The organism is Deinococcus aquatilis DSM 23025 (genome assembly GCF_000378445.1).
Lineage (GTDB): Bacteria > Deinococcota > Deinococci > Deinococcales > Deinococcaceae > Deinococcus > Deinococcus aquatilis.
This window is the reverse complement of record NZ_KB899721.1, coordinates 21,748-40,664: the sequence shown is the minus strand read 5'-3', so window position 1 is coordinate 40,664 and position 18,917 is coordinate 21,748. Positions and strand designations below refer to the sequence as shown.

The 18,917-nt window shown below is 63.5% G+C and carries 13 protein-coding genes; 11 read left to right on the top strand and 2 right to left on the bottom strand.

Annotated features, from left to right (window positions below; translation table 11 throughout):
• Nucleotides 1–179 precede the first annotated feature (179 nt).
• Nucleotides 180–1,085 (top strand): hypothetical protein, encoded by a 906-nt coding sequence (locus F561_RS0114900; RefSeq protein ID WP_019010761.1) that lies wholly within the window; start codon nucleotides 180–182, stop codon nucleotides 1,083–1,085.
• Between the two features lie 394 nt (nucleotides 1,086–1,479).
• Here the strand turns inward: F561_RS0114900 and F561_RS0114895 are convergent, their stop codons facing one another.
• Nucleotides 1,480–2,451, bottom strand: coding sequence for an acetylxylan esterase (locus tag F561_RS0114895; protein WP_019010760.1), 972 nt, complete (start codon nucleotides 2,449–2,451; stop codon nucleotides 1,480–1,482).
• Nucleotides 2,452–3,268: 817 nt separating this feature from the next.
• Here F561_RS0114895 and F561_RS0114890 point away from each other — a divergent pair.
• The 10 genes from F561_RS0114890 (at nucleotide 3,269) to F561_RS0114845 (ending at nucleotide 16,196) form a co-directional block, all read left to right on the top strand.
• Entirely contained in the window at nucleotides 3,269–4,354 is a 1,086-nt protein-coding gene (locus F561_RS0114890) for a LacI family DNA-binding transcriptional regulator (protein WP_169389519.1), read from the top strand.
• Nucleotides 4,351–6,000 carry an ABC transporter substrate-binding protein gene (locus F561_RS0114885; protein ID WP_019010758.1) on the top strand — a complete coding sequence of 550 codons (1,650 nt, stop codon included), beginning with the start codon at nucleotides 4,351–4,353 and terminating at the stop codon, nucleotides 5,998–6,000. The genes F561_RS0114890 and F561_RS0114885 overlap by 4 nt, the downstream gene beginning before the upstream one ends.
• A gap of 258 nt (nucleotides 6,001–6,258) precedes the next feature.
• The gene (locus F561_RS0114880; RefSeq protein ID WP_019010757.1) at nucleotides 6,259–7,245 is read left to right on the top strand and encodes an ABC transporter permease; all 987 of its coding nucleotides are present in this window, start codon (nucleotides 6,259–6,261) and stop codon (nucleotides 7,243–7,245) included.
• Complete coding sequence (locus F561_RS0114875; RefSeq protein ID WP_019010756.1) at nucleotides 7,242–9,188, top strand: dipeptide/oligopeptide/nickel ABC transporter permease/ATP-binding protein; 1,947 nt, start codon at nucleotides 7,242–7,244, stop codon at nucleotides 9,186–9,188. The genes F561_RS0114880 and F561_RS0114875 overlap by 4 nt, the downstream gene beginning before the upstream one ends.
• Nucleotides 9,157–10,230 carry an ABC transporter ATP-binding protein gene (locus F561_RS0114870; RefSeq protein ID WP_245556535.1) on the top strand — a complete coding sequence of 358 codons (1,074 nt, stop codon included), beginning with the start codon at nucleotides 9,157–9,159 and terminating at the stop codon, nucleotides 10,228–10,230. Before F561_RS0114875 ends, F561_RS0114870 begins: the two co-directional genes overlap by 32 nt.
• Before the next feature lie 69 nt (nucleotides 10,231–10,299).
• On the top strand, nucleotides 10,300–11,583 hold the full coding sequence (locus F561_RS0114865; RefSeq protein ID WP_019010754.1) for a family 4 glycosyl hydrolase: 1,284 nt from the start codon (nucleotides 10,300–10,302) through the stop codon (nucleotides 11,581–11,583).
• Nucleotides 11,577–12,284, top strand: a complete 708-nt coding sequence (locus F561_RS0114860) for a glucosamine-6-phosphate deaminase (RefSeq protein ID WP_019010753.1) — start codon at nucleotides 11,577–11,579, stop codon at nucleotides 12,282–12,284. Before F561_RS0114865 ends, F561_RS0114860 begins: the two co-directional genes overlap by 7 nt.
• Nucleotides 12,281–13,345: an N-acetylglucosamine kinase gene (locus F561_RS0114855; RefSeq protein ID WP_019010752.1), complete on the top strand. Its 1,065-nt coding sequence runs from the start codon at nucleotides 12,281–12,283 to the stop codon at nucleotides 13,343–13,345. The genes F561_RS0114860 and F561_RS0114855 overlap by 4 nt, the downstream gene beginning before the upstream one ends.
• A 54-nt stretch (nucleotides 13,346–13,399) precedes the next feature.
• Nucleotides 13,400–14,245 carry an MOSC domain-containing protein gene (locus F561_RS25580; RefSeq protein ID WP_019010751.1) on the top strand — a complete coding sequence of 282 codons (846 nt, stop codon included), beginning with the start codon at nucleotides 13,400–13,402 and terminating at the stop codon, nucleotides 14,243–14,245.
• A gap of 85 nt (nucleotides 14,246–14,330) precedes the next feature.
• Nucleotides 14,331–16,196: a glycoside hydrolase family 3 protein gene (locus tag F561_RS0114845; RefSeq protein ID WP_019010750.1), complete on the top strand. Its 1,866-nt coding sequence runs from the start codon at nucleotides 14,331–14,333 to the stop codon at nucleotides 16,194–16,196.
• 252 nt (nucleotides 16,197–16,448) lie between these two features.
• Here F561_RS0114845 and F561_RS0114840 read toward each other — a convergent pair whose 3' ends face one another.
• A complete protein-coding gene (locus F561_RS0114840; protein WP_019010749.1) occupies nucleotides 16,449–18,428 on the bottom strand; it encodes a glycosyl hydrolase family 28-related protein in 1,980 nt (659 codons plus the stop codon).
• Nucleotides 18,429–18,917 lie beyond the last annotated feature (489 nt).

The window sequence follows — 18,917 nt, the reverse complement described above, 5'->3', positions numbered from 1 at the left end:
CAAAGGGACTGTGCTGGTGTTCTTTCCAGTGACCCGGCGCGTTACCTTGAGTCCATGTGGAACCTCCATTCAGAGATGCTCGTGACTGGTTTGGGCAGTGAGCGCCTCCCCGTTGCCGCCGTCCGAACCCAGAAGCTGTTTCTGAACTGCCTGATGACTGAGCAGCGACGGCAGCAGCCATGACAGAAGCTGCCAGCCTGTTCATCAGTTTGGATGCCCAGGTTCGGGGTGAGCTGGTCAGCCAGCAAGTGCTGCATCTGCTTGAGCACCACTGGGGACATTCGGTCGGCACTGCGCCCCGGCGAACCATCACGTTGGTTCACGGCGCGTTGCCCGCAGTTCCGGATGCACCGCCACTCGACATCCTGGTGGCCCGCACGTCCCTGCAGGTGTGGGCCGCAGGAGATGAGCTCTGGCTGAGCAACGAGCTGCATTTCGGGCTTCAGGGCCAGGATGTGCAGTTGACCTTCGGGGCTGTTCCCGTCTCTGGAGAGGCCTGGCTCCTGGCCTTCACGGAGGCCCACCGGGCAGCAGGGTGGCTGCCCCTCCATGCAGCAGTCCTGATGCAGGCTGGGCGCGGTGTGGCGCTGGCAGGGGTCAGCGGCGCGGGGAAAAGTACAGCGGCCCTGCGGCTGGCCGCCGCTGGCGTCACGGTCTTGTCTGAAGACCATACCTGGGTACACCCTCAGAGCCGTCTGACGGTCGGCCTTGATCAGTATCTGCGCACCTTTGACGACAGCCTCCAGGCCTTCGCTCCGCAGTGGCTCGCCGCAGATCTGGGGCGTGACCCACACGGAAAACGTACGCTGCCCCTGACACAGCCAGGAGAACAGACCACCCTGAACGACCTGTTGGTGTTCGGGTTGTTGCCGGTGCCCAGTCCTGCACACAAGGTTCGCGCCCTGTGGGAAACGGTAGGTGTGCCGCTGACGCAGACCGGGCGCCGCGCCACCGCTGCAGGCATCAATGCCCTCTTCCCTTACCTGACCATTGCCGGGGTAGACCGCGAGAACGTCGTCAGTGAGGTTCAGCAACGCCTGAAGGCACCCTCACCACCAGCTACGGTGCCTTTGCCTGAGCAGTAACTCTGGCGGTCAAGTTCCTGAGAAGCGGCAGGTTCAGGACAAGCAAAACAGTGTCAGCGCAGGATTAACAGGCAGGTGGATTCGGATGCCCTCCCTCGAGCAGGGTGGAACGACGTCCTGGTGTTATGCAGTTCCGGGGGCGACGGGGTTGAGGATGGCTTGCTGCCCACTCGGGCCGTACTGGACCTGGGACCACTGGCAGGTCGAAGCGCCGTTGGCTTAGCCAGGCAGGGACACGCTGTGAGCGCCAGGCAAAACAGTGACTGGTGTCCGAATCCGGTCAAGGGGCGGAGGATGTGTGCTTTGCGATGGGTCATGAAAACCCCGTCCTGGCGTGATCCCAATCCCAGGAGAGGAGCGCCTCGTTGTGCCGTCCCGCCTGGCAGCTGACCCACTAGAGCAGCGGCAAGCGGCTAGACAGGGTTCGCATCTTTTCCAGCGTCTGCAGATTTTCGCCCCCTTCATGGCCGTTGAAAGGATAGACACGAATCTCTTTTGGACCCGCGTAATGGTTGTAGGCGGCATAGACGGTACTGGGTGGGCAGACCGTATCCATCAGGCCCACTGAAAAAAGGCCCTGGGCCTGGGCACGAGCTGCAAAATGCAGGCCATCAAAATAACGCAGCGTTTCTGTCACTGCCGCCGTTTGGGTGCGGTGCGTTCGCAAGTAGCGTGCCACCTCGCTGAACGGCGCGTCATCGGTGAGCGTGATTGCGCGGCTGAAGTGACACAGGAACGGCACGTCTGCCAGACACAACTTCAAGTCGGGAATCAGTCCGGCCACTGCCAACGCCAGCCCTCCGCCCTGGCTGCCGCCCATGACGGCCATCCGGCTGGAATCCACCAGTGGATGGGCACGCGCCGCCTCGACCGCACGAACCGCGTCACTGTACAAGCGGCGGTAGTAATACGTGTCCCGGTGCAAGATGCCCTGCGTCATGAAGCCCGGCAGATGAGGTTCGCCGCCCGCCTGAGGATCCGGCGTATCGCCCTGACGCCACGCACTGCCCTGTCCGCGCGTGTCCATGACCAGATGGGCGTATCCCAGAGAGGCCCACAACAGCCAGTCGGTGGGGTAGCCGCGCCCACCGCCGTACCCGATGTATTCCACCACGCAGGGTAGAGGCTCGCGGGCACCCGCAGGCAACAACAACCAGCCTTTGATCGGCGCGCCTCCAAACCCAGCAAAAGTGACGTCATAGGCGTCCACCTGGCGCAGGAGGGGAAACACAGGTTCAAAACGCGCGTTGAGGTCAAAAGAGCGGGTGGCTGTCAGGGTATCGGCCCAGAAAGCATCAAAGTCGTCGGGGGCGGCTTCAACTGGGCGGTAACGTTCCAGCTCGGACAGGGGCAGATCAAATTGCATGAAACCTCCAGCAGTACAGGGGTGGGAAATTCACAGGATCAGGGATCACCAGCGGGCAGAGGTTCAGGTCAGCGGCAATCCGGTCAGGAGCAGCCAGAGCAAGCTACTCCGTTCAGGGCCGAGACAGCAATTGGCCGTTGCCGCGTACCCAGACCCCTCAAGATGGGCGACTTTACCCCAAGATTCTCTTGCCCAAGTAGGCGTTCTTTTCATTCAAGCACTGGGCCGTGCAGCCTAGCGGCTAACTGCTTGGGCCGGAAACGAACCGAGCGACACACACCTAAGACGCCCTCCCCTAGTTAAGGAAGTCGCATTGATCTTTTAGATAAATCGAGCGAAGCGGATATTAAAGAAAGGACGTTGTACTGGGAATGAAACAGTTTCAGCAGTGTTCTGGGAAGGCGCAATGTGAAGTAAACATACTGAACTGAACTGGAAGTAAAGCACATCTGCCCAGAACATCAGAGCAAGTATTTTTCCCCATTCTGACCCGCTGTTTTAATAGCCGTTCTGGTCAGTTCATCTGAAAACAGACTCTAATTTGGTTGATCACCGCTTGACATTCTCCATCCAGCCACTTACCTTGAGGTGTCCTCAATGTAACGTTTTCAATGGTGTTGGTTGGTCTCTTTCTGAGGCCCCGCTGCCTCGCCTGATCCCTCATCATGCCTTCTCTGACTGGTGTTTGAAGAATGGTGTGGGAGCCGCACAACCTTAAACCGCAAAGTGATCTGGTGAGTTCTGATGGGCCTTTTCTGACGTGCCGCTCTGGGCACACGTGGTCTGGAAGGGCAGCGCTGGAGAGACAGGAGAAGCCGTGAACGAAGGAGAAGGTGCCGTTCCACACAACGCCCCACGGGGCGCGGGCATCCGTGAGGTGGCGCGTCAGGCTGGAGTCTCTACCGCCACCGTGTCACGGGTGTTCAACAACGCCGATTCGGTCAATCTGGAAACACGCCAGCGGGTCATGGAATTGGCCGCCTCGCTGAACTACTCGCCCAGTCCACTGGGACGCAACCTGGTACAGGGCCGCAGTTCTCTGATCGGGCTGCTGGTGCCCAACCTGTCTTTTCCGCTGTACGGCGAGATGATCCGGGCTGTAGAGGACGTGCTGAGCGCCCACGGCATGAGCGTCCTGCTGGCCTCCAGCCACGACGACGCCGTCACCGAAACTCGGGCAGCGCACAACCTGCTGAGGCACGCGGTAGACGGCGGCATCGTCATCAATTCTCAGGCGGGATCTGGCCTGCCCACCGTGCGCGGCATGAACTGGGTCCAGGTCGCGCCGGAGTTGCCGACTGTGCCGCACCGGGTCGAACTGGACAATGAGAGCGGCGGCAGACTGGCAGCGCGTGAACTGCTGCGCTGTGGGCGGCGGCAACTGGCTTATGTGGGTGCAGCGGGCCGGGAAAGTGCTGACCGTGAGCGCGGTTTTGCCGCAGAACTGGCGCAGGCGGGCCTCAGCTACCGCCGCTTTATGGGCGATTACTCGGAAGCGTCCGGCCTGATGGCGGCGGAGACGTTGTTGAAACAGGATGGAGAACCATCCCCAGACGGCATTTTTGCAGCGGGCGACCTGATGGCGGCGGGCGTGCTGCGTACCCTGCATCTGCGCGGCCTGCGCGTGCCCGCAGACGTGGCGGTGGTGGGTTTTGACGACGCCGTGATCGCCTCGCTGCTTTACCCGCGCCTGACCAGCATTCGCCAGCCTGCCGACCTGATGGGTCAGGCCGCCGCCGAACTGGTGCTGAGCCTGCTGGCTGGCCGCCCCCGACCCCCCCAAATTTTTGCCCCCACGCTGGTGTGCCGCGAATCCACTGGCCCACCCGATCAGCACAGTCCCGCTCTGCTCTCCTCTGCCGCCCCATCGCCCGCATTCTCTCTCCTGGAGGAAGAACCATGAACAGCACCCGCCGTACCAAGCTGGCCGCCACCTTCACCCTGACCCTGAGTGCGCTGTTGTTCGGCGCGGCCCTCGCCCAGAACCCCAAATCCACCTTTACGGTGGTGCGGGCCACCCAGTGGGGCGCGGCCAACATGAACCCCTTCACCCCCGGCGACCAACACCTCCTGCCCACCAACTCGGCCATCTACGAAACGCTGTTTTATGTCAACTCGCTGAACGGCAAGGTCACGCCGGTACTGGGCACCAAATACACCTGGAGCAAAGACAGCAAGACCCTGACCGTGACCACCCGCAGCGGCGTCAAGTGGACGGACGGGCGGGCCTTCAGCGCCAACGACGCTGCCTTCACCTTCAATTACCTCAAGCAGTATCCGGCGCTGGACACCTCCGGCATCTGGAAAAGTGGCCTGACCAGCGTGAAGGCCAGCAACCCCACCACCCTGGTCTTCAGTTTCAGCGCCCCCAATACGCCTGTGTTCCAGTACCTCGCCAACACGCCGATGGTGCCGCAACACCTCTGGAAAGACGTGAAAGACCCGGCCACCTTTACCAATGCCAAGCCAGTCGCCACCGGGCCGTTCGTGTTCGAGAGTGCCAGCCAGCAGGCCATCCGGGTGCTGAAAAACCCCAATTACTGGATGCCCAACCAGCCGTATGTGGACGCGGTGGTGTGGGTTTCGACCAGCAGCAACGACGCGGGCCTCCTGAAACTGCTCAGCGGCGACGTGGATTACGGCTACATCGGTATTTCCGACCCCAAAAACTACGCGTCCAAGGGGCCGAACAACACCTACTGGTGGCCCACCAACAACATCAATTTCCTGTATTTCAACACCGTCAAAGCGCCGTTTAACGACGTGGGATTCCGCAAGGCCGTCGCTCAGGCCATCAATACCAAGGATGTGGCACTCAAGGCTTACGCAGGTGCGGTGCCCGCTGCCAGCCCCAGCGCTATTTTTCCCACCCAGCAGGCCGACTGGCTGCCGGCCAGTGCCAAAACCAGCATGCCCGCCTTCAATGCCGCTGCCGCCGACGCCGCGCTGACTGCCGCCGGGTACAAGAAGAACGCTCAGGGCGTGCGCCTCGGCAAAAACGGCCAACCCCTGCCCACCTACAAAATTCTGGTGGGCGCAGGCTGGACCGACTTCATCACGATGGCGCAGGTCGTGGGCGACAACCTGAAGAAAGTGGGCATCAACACGTCCATCGACCAGCAGGCGTGGGGCAGTTACTCGGGCGGCCTGCAGAGCGGCAGCTACGACATGGGCATCAGCTGGGGTTGGGGCAACGGCTCGAGTCCGTACTACACCTTCAACGCGGCCTTTAACCCGGAATTCAGCGCTCCGGTCGGCAAAACTGCGCCCAGCAACCTGTCGCGCTACACCAATGCGGCCATCACCAAGGCCCTCAAAGACTTCAGCACGACCAGCGACAAGGCCGCCCAGAAAAAGGCCATGACCACCATCGTCAGCACGGTCCTCAAGGACATGCCGTGGGTGCCGCTGACCGACCGCACGCAGTTTTCTCTGTACAACACCAGCCGCTTCACGGGCTTCCCCAGCGCCGCCAACCCCTACAACGACGCCTCGCCCGACGATCAGCCTGGCGCACGCCTGATGTACCTGAACGTCAAGCCCAAGTAAGACGGATTCGGATTGAAAGCCAACATGTGCGGCTTTCAATCCGAGCAGGGCCGGTAAGAACAAAGTTTTTCTCTGTTCAGTCCAGCAGTCGGCAGCATTCCTATCCAGAGGAGGAGGGCGGCTTGGTGGCCCTCCTCCTCCACGTCTCCACACGCCTGGAATTTGAAGGCGCAGGAGTGAGGAGGACACGGATGGCCGCCCTCCAGAGGAACTGAACGCACATTAGCCCTTGTCAAGACGCCTGACCGGGAGGTGGGAATGTCTTATCTGCTCAGAAAACTGGTCATTCTGGTCTTTACGCTGTGGATGGCCGCCACCCTGAATTTTGTGTTGCCGCGCCTCGTGCCCGGCGATCCGGTCAGCGTCATGCTGGCGAAATATCAGGGCCGCCTTGACCCCAGCGCCGTGGACGCGCTCAAAATCGCCTATGGTCTGAACGACCTCGGCAGCCCGGTAGCGCAGTACTTCAGTTATCTGGGACAACTGCTGCGCGGCGACTTCGGGCGCTCGATCAGCCTGTTTCCGACGCCGGTGGCCGACGTGATCGGGCAGGCCTTGCCGTACACGCTGGGACTGGTGGGCATCACGACCATCCTGTCTTTCCTGCTGGGCAGTGCGCTGGGGCTGTACAGCGGCTGGCGGCGTGGGCGTCCGGTGGCCGACGGCCTGACCCCGGTGGCCCTGTTTCTGAATTCCATGCCCTACTTCTGGTTCGCGCTGCTGATGCTCTATATCTTTGCTTTCAAGCTGCGCTGGTTTCCGCTGGGCGGCGCACTCGATCCATTTCCGGGGCCAAATTTCAGCTCTGGCTGGTGGTCATCGCTGCTGCGCCACGCCGTGCTGCCCATGTTCACCATTCTGGTCACGTCGGTAGGGGGCTGGCTGCTGACCATGCGGAACAACGTGGTCAGCGTGACCAGCGAGGATTATCTGGCGTTCGCCCGCGCCAAGGGCCTGACCGAGCGCCGGATTCTGTCGCGCTACGTGCTCAGAAATGCCCTGCTGCCCAGCTTCACCTCGTTCGGCATGGCGCTGGGCTTCGTGGTGGGCGGCAGCATCCTGACCGAAATCGTGTTCAGTTATCCGGGGCTGGGCTTTTACCTGTATCAGGCGGTGGTGGGGCTGGATTACCCGCTGATGCAGGCGCTGTTTTTCATCATCGCCCTGACGGTGCTGGCGGCCAATTTTGCCGTCGATCTGCTGAACGTCTTGCTTGATCCACGCATCCGCGAGGGCCGGACATGAACGGGGTGCGAATTCTGCTGCGGCAGCCGCGCAGTCTGGTCGGCGCAGGCATCCTGCTGGTGCTGCTGCTGATGGGCCTGCTCGCCCCGCTGATCACGCCCTACGATCCCAATTCGCTGGAATTTGGCCCCTTCATGCCGCTGTCGGCCCAGCACCCGTTGGGCACCACGGCCATCGGGCAGGACATTTTTGCCCAGCTCCTGTACGGCGCACGCCTGACCCTGCTGGTGGGCGCGGTGGCCGGACTGATCGCCACCATTCTCAGCGTGACTCTGGGCCTGACTGCCGCGTATGTGGGCGGCTGGGTCGATGAAGCCATCAACGCCCTGATCAACGTGTTTCTGGTGCTGCCCGGACTTCCCCTCGTGATTATCGCGGCGGCCTTTTTACGGGGCGGCGGCGTGTGGCCCGTGATTCTGGTCATCAGCCTGACCGGGTGGGCGTGGGGCGCACGGGTGCTGCGGGCACAGGCGATGGCCCTGCGCGAGCGCGATTTCGTGCAGGCGGCGGTGGCGTCGGGCGAGGGGCCGGGGCGCATCATCTTTATGGAAATCCTGCCCAACATGACCAGCCTGATCGCCGCCAACTTTTTCGGCGCAGCCCTGTACGCGGTGCTCAGCGAGGCAGGTCTGTCGTTTATCGGCGTGGGCGACGTTTCGCTGGTCACCTGGGGCACGATGCTGTACTGGGCGCAGGCCAAAGGAGCGCTGCTTCAGGGCGCGTGGTGGTGGGTGGCGATGCCCGGACTGGGAATCGCGCTGCTGGGCACGTCGTTTGCCCTGCTGAACTTTGCCATCGACCAACTGGGCAACCCGCGCCTGGGCTGGGGCAGCGTCAAATCTCCGCGCCGCAAACTGGCCCCCACGCCGCCTGCCGCCGGAAACGCGCTGCTGGCCGTGCGTGATCTGGATGTGGGGTACGTGACCCCGCAGGGCACAGTGCGGGCGGTCAGAAAGGTCAGTCTGGACGTGGCCCCCGGCGAATTCGTGGGGCTGGCGGGCGAATCGGGCTGCGGCAAAAGCACGCTGGCCTTTGCCGCCACGCGCCTGCTGAATCCTCCCGGCGAGGTGCTGGGCGGCTCGGTGTCGCTGGCCGGACATGACCTGTTGTCCCTGACCCCCGAAGCCCTGCGGCAGGTGCGCTGGAAGGAATTCAGCGTGGTGTTCCAGGCGTCCATGAATGTGTTGAACCCGGTGCTGAAAATCCGCGAACAGGTCTACGACGCGATGCAGGCGCACGGCATCACCGACCCCGCCCGGTTGGACGCCCGCGCCCGTGAACTGTTCGCGCTGGTGGGCATCCAGATCCGGTATCTGGACAGCTATCCACACCAACTGTCGGGCGGCATGAAGCAGCGGGTGGTCATTGCCATCGCGCTGGCCCTCGAACCCAAACTGATCGTGATGGACGAACCGACCACTGCCCTCGACGTGGTGGTGCAACGCCAGATTCTGCAAGAGATTGCCGAGGTACGCCGCCGCCTCCAGATCAGCATCGTGTTCATCACCCACGACCTGTCGCTGCTGGTGGAGATGAGTGACCGCGTGGCGATCATGTACGCCGGAGAACTGGTGGAACAGGCCCCGGCGCACGACCTTTATGCCCACCCCGCCCACCCCTACACCCAGCAACTTATGAAGGCTTTTCCGCCGATGACCGGCCCCCGTGAGCGCCGCAGCGGGATTCCGGGCCGTCCACCCTCTCTGAGTGAAACGCTGCCCGGCTGCCCGTTTTTCGAGCGCTGCGCGGTAAGGATGCCCGGAACCTGTGACGTGAAACCGCTGGAAACCTTCACGGTGGGAGAAGCGCACACGGTGGCCTGCTTCCTATATGACCCGGCAGTGTCGCCAGCCACCAAAGAGCTGGCCCTGAGCCACGCCCTCAATCCGGTGATCGCCAAGGAGGTGCAGCTTGAATCCGTCCCAAACTCCGCTCTCCACTAACTCTGCACAGCCTCAACCCTCTCCCCTGTCTCAGACCACCTCCGGGCCAAACACCCTCGATATCGTGAACCTCCGCAAGGTGTTCGGGGGGCGCGGCAAAGGCGGCGGTGTGGTGGCCGTCAACGACGTGACCTTCAGCATCCGGCGCGGCGAGGTGCTGGGACTGGTGGGTGAATCGGGCAGCGGCAAAAGCACCATCGCCCGCCTGATTGCCCGCCTGTATCAGCCCACCTCCGGCGAAATTCGCCTGAATGGAGAAGTCGTGCCGCACAAGTTGGGTGGGCGCGGGCTGAGGCAGTTGCGGCGGCGGGTACAGATGATTTTTCAGGACCCCTATGCCAGCCTCAATCCGCTGCATCCGGTCAGTTATACCCTGGCGCGGCCCCTCAAGATTCACCGTCTGGCACGCGGAAACACCGATCCGCAGGTCAGGGTGCTGCTGGAACGGGTGGGCCTGACTCCGGCCCTGACCTACGCGGCCAAACGGCCCTTCGAGCTGTCGGGCGGGCAGCGGCAACGGGTCGGCATTGCCCGTGCCCTCGCCGCGCAGCCCGAGCTGATTCTGGCCGACGAACCCACCAGCGCCCTTGACGTCTCTATCCGGCTGGACGTGATGAACCTGATGCTGGACCTGAAGGATCAGGAAGGGCTGAGCATGCTGTTCATCACGCACGATCTGGCCGGGGCACGCTACATGAGCGACCGCGTGGCCGTGCTGTACGCCGGAACTCTGGTCGAAATCGGCCCCGCCGTGCAGGTCATCGACCAGCCGCAGCACCCCTACACCCAACTGCTGAAAAGTGCCGCCCCCAAACCCGATGCGGGCCTGACCCCCGACCACATCGAGGCGCGGGGCGAGGTGCCCGACCTGAGCACCCTGCCGCCCGGTTGCCCCTTCGAGCCGCGCTGCCCGTATGCCATGCGGGAATGCAAAGACGGCCTGCCGAGGATGTACGACGTGGGCGGAGAGCATCAGGCGCGGTGTCTGCTGCACGACCCGGCGATCAAAGCAAGGCAGGCGGTGGCCGGGTACGCGCCGTGAGCGGCTGAGTTCTCCCCGGCTGCCCTGCTCCCTCTCCCCTGCTCTCTCCCCCACTCAAAGGAATTCCCTATGGCTAGCGTCAAAATTGCCTATATCGGTGGCGGCAGCACCCGCGCTCCCGGCACCGTCGCCTCGTTTATTCGGCAGGCCCAGAATTTTGCGGGCTGCGAAATTGCCCTGCACGACCTGAATCCAGAGCGGCTGGAACTCGTGCGCCGCCTGTCGGTGAAGATGGCTGAGGCCGAGGGCGCAGACATCAGGATCACGGCCACCACGGACCGCCGGGCTGCCCTGAGCGACTGTGCAGGCGTGCTGTCCAGCTACCGTCCGGGCGGGTTCGAGGCCCGTTATCAGGATGAGAGTATTCCGCTGCGGCACGGCCTGATCGGGCAGGAAACGCAGGGTGCGGGCGGGTTTTTCATGGCGCTGCGGGCCATCGCGGTGGCACGGGGCCTCGTGGAAGACATGGAGCAGGTCTGCCCCGACGCCACGCTGTTCAACTACACCAATCCGGTGAATATCGTGGCCCAGGCGGTGGCCGACCATTCGCCCATCCGGGTGGTGTCGCTGTGCGAAGGCCCGATTGTCTTTCCCGGCGAGATTGCCGAACTCGTGGGCCTCGATCCGGCCAAGGTGCGGGCGGTGATGCTGGGCCTGAACCATGCCTGCTGGAGCGCCGAAGCCGAGTACGACGGCCAGCCGATGCTTCCGCTGCTGGCCCGCAAGCTGGAAGAGGGCATTGCCGACGACTGGACGCGGCGCTGGGTGAGCCTCGCCGTGACCATGAACAGCCTGCCCGCCTCCTATATGAAGTACTACTACTTTGAAGACGAGATGCGCCGCGAGCTTCAGGCCAAAGCCACCACCCGCGCCCAGGACATTCTGGCCGACGTGCCGAGCTACTGGCAGCATTACCACGAGCAGGCCGATGCCCCGCGCCCCACGCTGGAGCCTGCGCTGTCTCGCGGCGGAATTTTTGAGCTGGAAGTGGCGGTGGACGTGATGGACGCCGTATTCAACGACAAGAATGAGGTGTGGCCCACCAACGTGGTCAACGGCGGAGCCATCGCGGATTTCCCCGATGAGCGCGTGGTGGAGGTGCCGTGCCTGGTGAACCGTCAGGGCGTGCGGCCCATTGCGGGCTACCGCGTGCCGCCGCCGGTGCGCGGGCTGCTGGGGGCGCTGGGCGAATACCAGCAGTTGGCCGCCGACGCCGCGTGGGACGGGACCCGGCAACAGGCGGTTCAGGCGCTCAACAGCAATCCGCTGGTCCGCACCCTGCCGGTAGCGCAGGCCCTCTACGACGAACTCAGTCAGGCCCACCGCGCCCACCTGCCGGAGCGGTTGTGGTAGAGGCGGTGGGGGCGGGCGTCACTCTGAAGACCGTGCCAGACACGCAGGCGCTGGCCCAGGCCGCTGCCGACCTGATCTGCGCGGCGGTGAGGGCCAACCCCGACCTCAGCATTCTGGTCGCCACGGGCAACACGCCCATGCCCACCTATACCGAACTGGCGCAGCGAGTTCAGCACGGAGAAATAGACTTCAGCCGCGTCACCGCCGTTCAGCTCGACGAATATCTGGGCCTGACCGACGACGACCCGCGCAGCCTGTGGAGCTGGATGCAGCGTTCCTTTGTGGCCCCGCTGGGCATCACGCGCACCGTTCGCCTCCACACGCCGGAGGAATTTGACCGGGAAGTGGCCGCACTGGGCGGCATCGATCTGGCCCTGTTGGGCCTGGGTCCCAACGGACATCTGGGCTTCAACGAACCGCCCAGCCCGCCTGACGCCCCCACCCGCACCGTCACGCTGACGCCCGAAAGCCTGGAGAGCAACCGCGTGTACTGGGACGGCCTGCCTGTGCCTACGGGCGCGGTCACGGCGGGCATGAACCTGATTTTGTCGGCCCGGCAGACGCTGCTGCTGGTGTCTGGGGCACATAAACGCGCAATACTGCGCCGCACGTTGGAAGGGCCGCAGACCCCCGATCTGCCCGCCTCACTGCTGAGGGGCACGGCGCTGACCGTGCTGGCCGATGAGGCAGCGTGGGCATGAAGACGGCCCTCAAGAGTGTGCTCGACAGAAACGGCGCGGAACAGGGCAGCGCCGTGCAGAGCGGCGCAGAGCACACCAATCTGGTGCTGGGCATCGACGGCGGCAACACCAAAACCATCGCCTTAATCGCGGATACGTCGGGCCGGGTGTTGGGCTGGGGGCGGGCGGGACGCTGCAACATCTATGTGTCAAGGTCAGGCTCTCTGGAAGCGCTGGAAACCGCCGTGTTGCGGGCCAGCCAGAGTGCTGGATTGGGAGATCTGGAAGGTCAGACGCCCTTTCTGGCGGCCACCCTCAGCGCCGCCGGAGCCGACTGGCCCGAAGATTTCGAGGTGATGCAGGAGGAGCTGAACCGCTGGAACTGGGCACAGCGGGCCGAGGTGGTCAACGACGCGGTCGGGGCACTCCGGGCCGGATCACTGGAGGGAAACGGCGTCACGGTGGTCTGCGGCACCAGCGCGGGCATCGCGGCACGGGCCCCTGGCGGTCCGGCGTGGCATACCAGCTACTGGCAGGAACCCGAAGGAGCCGAGGAATTGGCGCAGCAGGCGTTGCGGGCCGTCTACCGCGCCGACCTCGGCATTGATCCGCCGACCAGCCTGACAGCGCGGGTGCTGGCGCATTACGGCACCCCGAATGCCGAAGCCCTGCTGCACTCGTTTACCAGACGCGGGCGGCGTGGAGGACGGCTGGGCCGCCTGGCCCGCGTGCTGCTGGACGAGGCCCAGGCGGGCGACCCGACCAGCCTGCGCCTCGTGCAAAAACACGGCGCGTCGCTGGGTGATTACGCGTTGGCCGCAGCCCGCAAGGTCGGCCTGGCGGGAGAGTACCTGCTGACCACTTCCGGCGGAGTCATGCGCCACCCCTCGCCTATCCTGCGCGAAGCCCTGCTGGCGCGGGTGCACGAACAGCATCCAGGGGTCGCCTGGCAACCCAGCCACCACGAACCGGTATTCGGGGCATTGCTGCGGGCGCTGGAGTTGGGGGGCGTGCCCATCACCCCCACCCTCTTCCAGCAACTGGAAGACACCTGCCCCGACGACTCGTTGTTCGTAACCTGAGAACGCACTCACCCTCCACACCGCCCGCTTCCGCCTCTCCTCAAAGGATCATCTATGTCTCTCCTGACGCCTCTCCTGACTCTCAGCGCCCTTTTCATCTATCCCATCAAATCGGCAGGGCGCATTGCGCTGGACAGTGCCCAGATCGGTCCACGTGGCCTGCAACATGACCGCCGCTGGATGGTCATCGACGAGGCGGCACGTCCCCTGACGCAGCGTGAGTGCCCAGAAATGCGGCTGATCGCTGTAACGATAAAGGCAGATGGGCTGGAGGTTTGCGCCCCAGCAATGCCGCCGCTCGCCGTGCCCTGGCAGCCTGTGGGCCACCGCAGAGAAAGTGATATGTGGGGCCAACCTCTGGCCGGCGTCTCGGTTTCGGCAGAGGCGGCGGCGTGGTTCAGCACGTATCTGGGCCGACCCAGCGACCTGATCTACATGCCCGAGGAAGAGCAGCGCTGGCAATCGGAGGGCCGCCCCTACCGCTCACAACTGGGGTTCGCCGATGGGAATCCTTTTCATCTGGTGTCTGAGGCGTCAGTGGCCGACCTGAACCTGAGCCTCACGCAGCCCGTCGATGTGGATGTCTTTCGCCCCAATCTGGTCATTGGCGGCGGCTCGGCGTACCAGGAAGATTTCTGGCGACTGATCCAGATCGGAGACCTGACGTTTGAGGTGGTCGAGAGCTGTGCCCGGTGCAGCGTCGTCAATGTGACGGCGGCTGGCACGAGGTCTGCCGAGCCGCTGCGGTCGATGGGCCGGGTGCGCCGGGAAGGTCAGGCCATCATTTTTGGGCAGCATCTGGTGCAGCACGCGCCCTTCAGTGAGCGCACCGGACACCTGCGTGTCGGCGATACCCTGGAAGTTCTGGAAGCAGGCGAAACCCGCAATCCAGTCTATTGATCCAGCTTCGCCCGCCGGACCCCCTCACCCGTTCCCCTGTCCGCCCGATGTTCTGGAATCCCATTTCAGTAAGGAGAGTTCACGCATGGCCCCCCACCCCCTGAGTTCAGCGCAGCAGCAGTCTGTCGAGCAGCTTCTTGAGACCATGACCCTCAGCGAAAAAATCGGGCAGATGACCCAACCCGAGAAGAACAGCGTGAAACCCGGCGACGTGACCCGGCTTTCGCTCGGCTCGGTGCTCAGCGGCGGCGGCGGCAATCCCGACCCCAACACGCCGCAGTCGTGGCGCGAGATGGTGGGGGCTTTTCATGAGGAGGCCCAGCAGTCGCGCCTGGGGATTCCCCTGCTGTACGGGGTGGACGCCGTCCACGGCCACAACAACGTGGTCGGTGCCACCGTTTTTCCACACAATATCGGTCTGGGGGCCACCCGCGACGCCGATCTGGTACGCCGGATTGGCCGGGCCACGGCGCTGGAGGTGGCCGCGACCGATGTGCGCTGGGACTTTGCACCCGCCGTCAGCGTGCCGCAGGACGTTCGCTGGGGCCGCACCTACGAGGGCTACAGCCAGGACACGGGGGTAGTCTCCGAGTTGGCCGCCGCCCTGATCGAGGGCTTCCGGGGAGACGGCTGGGCCACGCCGACCTCGGTGCTCCCCTCGGTCAAACATTTTATTGCCGACGCCGCGACTACCTGGGGAACTTCCAGGCGGGCCGACCGCAGCACGCTGGCGACGGACCGCACCCTGGCGATTGCCCAGATGGGCCAGAGCTTTGTGGAGTTGCTGGATCTGGGCGCGTGGCAGATCGACCAGGGCAACTCCGAAATCGACGAGGCTACCCTGCGGGCCGTGCATTTGCCGCCGTATCAGGCCGCCATCGAGGCGGGCGCACTGAATGTCATGGTGTCTTACAGCAGCTGGCAGGGCCTGAAAATGCACGCGCAGCACTACCTTCTGACCGAGGTTCTGAAGGGTGAACTGGGGTTTGCGGGCTTCGTGGTCTCGGACTGGGAAGCCATCGACCAGATTCACCCCGGCGACTATGACCGCTGCGTAGTAGACGCCATCAATGCGGGCCTCGACATGGTGATGGTGCCGTTCGACTACGAACGCTTTATCGCCAGTCTGGGACGAGCTGTGCAGTCGGGTCAGGTCAGCGAGAGCCGCATCGACGACGCTGTGCGGCGAATCCTGACCGCCAAGGTCGCTCTGGGCCTCTTTGAGCATCCCCGCACCGATCCGGCCCTGCTGAATCTGGTGGGCTGCGCCGAACACCGCACCCTGGCCCGTGAAGCGGTTCAGAAATCTCTGGTGTTGCTCAAAAATGTGGGCGACGTGCTGCCGCTCGACCCTGCCGGACCCGAACTGCTGGTGGCCGGGGAGGCCGCCGACGACCTCGGTGCCCAGTGCGGCGGCTGGACCATCTCCTGGATGGGCGGCCACGGCCCCGTGACGCCCGGCACCACGCTGCTGGAAGGGTTGCAGGCCGCAGGCGGGCAGGTGCATTTCAGTCCCGACGGCGTCGTAGACCGCGACTATCCTGTAGGCGTCGTGGTGCTGGCCGAAGCCCCTTACGCCGAGGGCATGGGCGACCGCAGCGACCTCTCGCTGAGCGCCGATCAAGTGGCCCTGTTGGAACGGGTTCGCGCCCGCTGTACCCGCCTGGTGGTCGTGCTGCTGTCCGGGCGGCCCCTGATCATCACCGAGCAGCTGCCGCAGTGGGACGCGCTGGTGGCCGCCTGGCTCCCCGGAACAGAGGGGCAGGGCGTGGCGGACGTGCTGTACGGAGAGCGGCCCTTTACGGGCAAGCTCTCTTTCGACTGGCCGCACTCGCACGCCGACCTGCCGCGCCGCCCGGAGGCCACCCTGCTGTTTCCACTGGGCGCAGGCTTGACCACTGATGCGGACAGCATTCGATTTCCCGGTCTTCAGGACAACGCCAAAGTTTAGAGGCGTTCCTGAAACTGCTCCGGTTCATCCGAGGATGGCTTCCGGCCTCTTGAGAAGCCCACCGGCTGCGCGTCCATATGGCGCAGCCCGGAAGCTTTTCCATTCGCTCTACTGCATAGCTCTTCGGGTCCGCTCGGATCAGAGCCGAAATGCACGGTCTTCAGGCGCAATTCGTATCACAGCATCCTGCCTCCGCAATTGGCTCAGCGGGAGCAGGATGTTGTTAGAGCTGGAAGGCCGAGTGGCCCCGGATCAGGGCAAGGGATACTGGGTGACGTACACCGGGACGCCTATCCTGGTGGTGTCGGCGGCGATACCCACCCCGTTGACCACATGATCCACCGTGCCCGCACCCAGGTTGACGGTCATGATGTGCCGGAGCTTGACGCCAGGGGTCTGGGGAATCTCGAAGCCGTTTTCGGTGTGAATAGCCGGATTGTTCTGGTTGAATACGTACACCCCGCCTCCGAACAACTGGTGGGTCTTGACGCGGTTTCCGACCTTGTATCCGGCCCAACCCTTGACCTTGCCGTTCATCCAGTCAGCCTGGGTGGGTGGATCGTAGGGCAGTTCGTTCTGATACAGCACCGTCGTGCCGTCTTCTCCGTTCCAGATCGTGTTGTACTGCTGGAAATGCTCGACGAACAGACCTGTGGCCGTGACGTGATCGCCGTTGATGATGACCCCGTTCCGGCCCTTGTTGGTGTTCCAACGTTCGGTGTCGCCGGAAAAACCCTCGATGCCGTGATCGGCCCGCCAGACCCAGGTGTGATCGATCAGCACGTAGTCGCTGTTGACCTCCAGGGCCGTCTCGGTCTTGCCGATGTGCGGGCCGCCCACCCGGAAATACACGTCGCTGAGTGTCACCGGGTCAGACGAACTGTTTCTGTGGCCCCGGTCGCCGCCGTTTTTCTTGCCCACCTGCAACAGCACTGAAGACTTGCGCCTTCCCGCATCAATCGTGAGGCCAGCAATAATCACGCCCGGTACATCGGCCACGGTCAGAGGCGTCGAGCCATCCACCGCAGTCAGGGTGGCATGTCCGATGCCCAGCACGACTGTGCCCGCCCGCTTGACCGAGATGGTCTGGTCCACGTTATAGATGCCCGGTGTCAGCAGCAGGTTGCGCCCACGGGCCAGCTGATTGTTGATGACCTGCACCGAGTCCGATGGGCGGGCAATGAAGAAATCGCTGAGCGGCAGGCTGCGGCCCGGCGTCATGCCAGCGGCCCAGGAGGTGCCCCGGCTGTTGGTCTGGGCATCGGGCACCCGCACCTGATAGCTGCCCTGCGCGTTCAGGAACAGGTAGGGCTTCTCGCGGCTGACCGGGGTGGTTGCCAGCGTCGTGTAGGCCGGATCGGGGAAAGAAACGTCGTCCGGCGCACCCTCTACCCCGGCAAACACCTGATTCCAGACGGCATTCGACCAGCCGCCGATGGTGCTGTTGCGCGTGATCCACTGCTGCTGCGACCCGTTGATGATGAAGTCGGTCTTGCTGTCGGCCAGGAAACCGCCACTGGCAAACTGCGGGCCTGCCGTGCAGTAGTCCATCAGCGACAGGTTCGCGCCCTGAATGTTGACGCGGCGCAGAGAAACCGCCTGTGACACCGCCCAGAAATTGGCCGAAGCGCGGCAGCCGTCCTGCCCTGCGCCGTTCACCTTGACGGTCAGATTGGACACCGTGCGCCAGAAATTGTTCAGCGCGATGCAGTTGCTGGTGCCCCCATTGTCGAGACAGCGGTTATAGACCTCCACCTTGCCGTTGATGACCACATCCTGCGGTGAAGCGCCCAGGCCAGAGATTTCGGTGTAATACCCGACCTTGATCTGAAGGGGCTGCGCGTCGGTGCCGTAGGTGCCGGGCTTGAAGAGGTAGGCGTAGCGGTCGCTGCCCATCTCGTTGTCGACCTGTTTGGCATAGGTGGCGTCCAGAATCGCCTGAATCGTGGCCACAGGCATCGACGGATCGAACACCGTGACGCGGGTGCCCAGATCGCCGCCTTTCTGAGGGGCATGAAGCGCCTCGAGGCCGCCCTCTTCGGAGGCCTGTACGGGCGTTTGCGGAGAACCACAGGCACTGATCAGCAGCATCACACTGGTCAGAAGCGCCCAGGGCCGGGCAGAAGCGGCTGTGGGCGTGCGGCGGTGCTTCCCGGTAGCGCGACTGCCGATGCTGTTTTCTCCGGCAGGACGGGGCGAACGGGAGGCGGCAACAGGAACAGATCGCTTCATAACTCTCCTTCTGGACCGGGCCGAAATTGGGCTGGGCCAGTACGGCAAAGCAGGATGGTGAATTGGTGGGATGAGAGTCGGGCCGTGTGGATCAGTTCTGCAGGACTGCTCGGCCCGCTGTCCCAGGACACACAGAGGTCTCTTTTGCTCAGAGCAGCCCTCCCGCCAGAAGGAAAAATAACATCGGCACTCCAGGCGTGGAGTCGGCTCCCCTGGAGACATAGAGACCGAACAGCAAGGGTCAGGAAGAAAATCAAACGATAGAGCACCCTGCTGTCCGCCAAAAACCAACTCGCGCGGATAGGGTCATTTTCCAGCTTCAGAGCCGATCAGGACAATGATCATCCCCCACAACTGCCGAACAGGAAGTCAGGGTTAAATTATTTGTACGTGATAAATGTAACGCCATAAATTATGAAAAAACAAGAGAACAGGTCTTCATAATAGGGAAACTGAAGTTGACCCTGAAAGGAACGAAAAGAGGCCGAA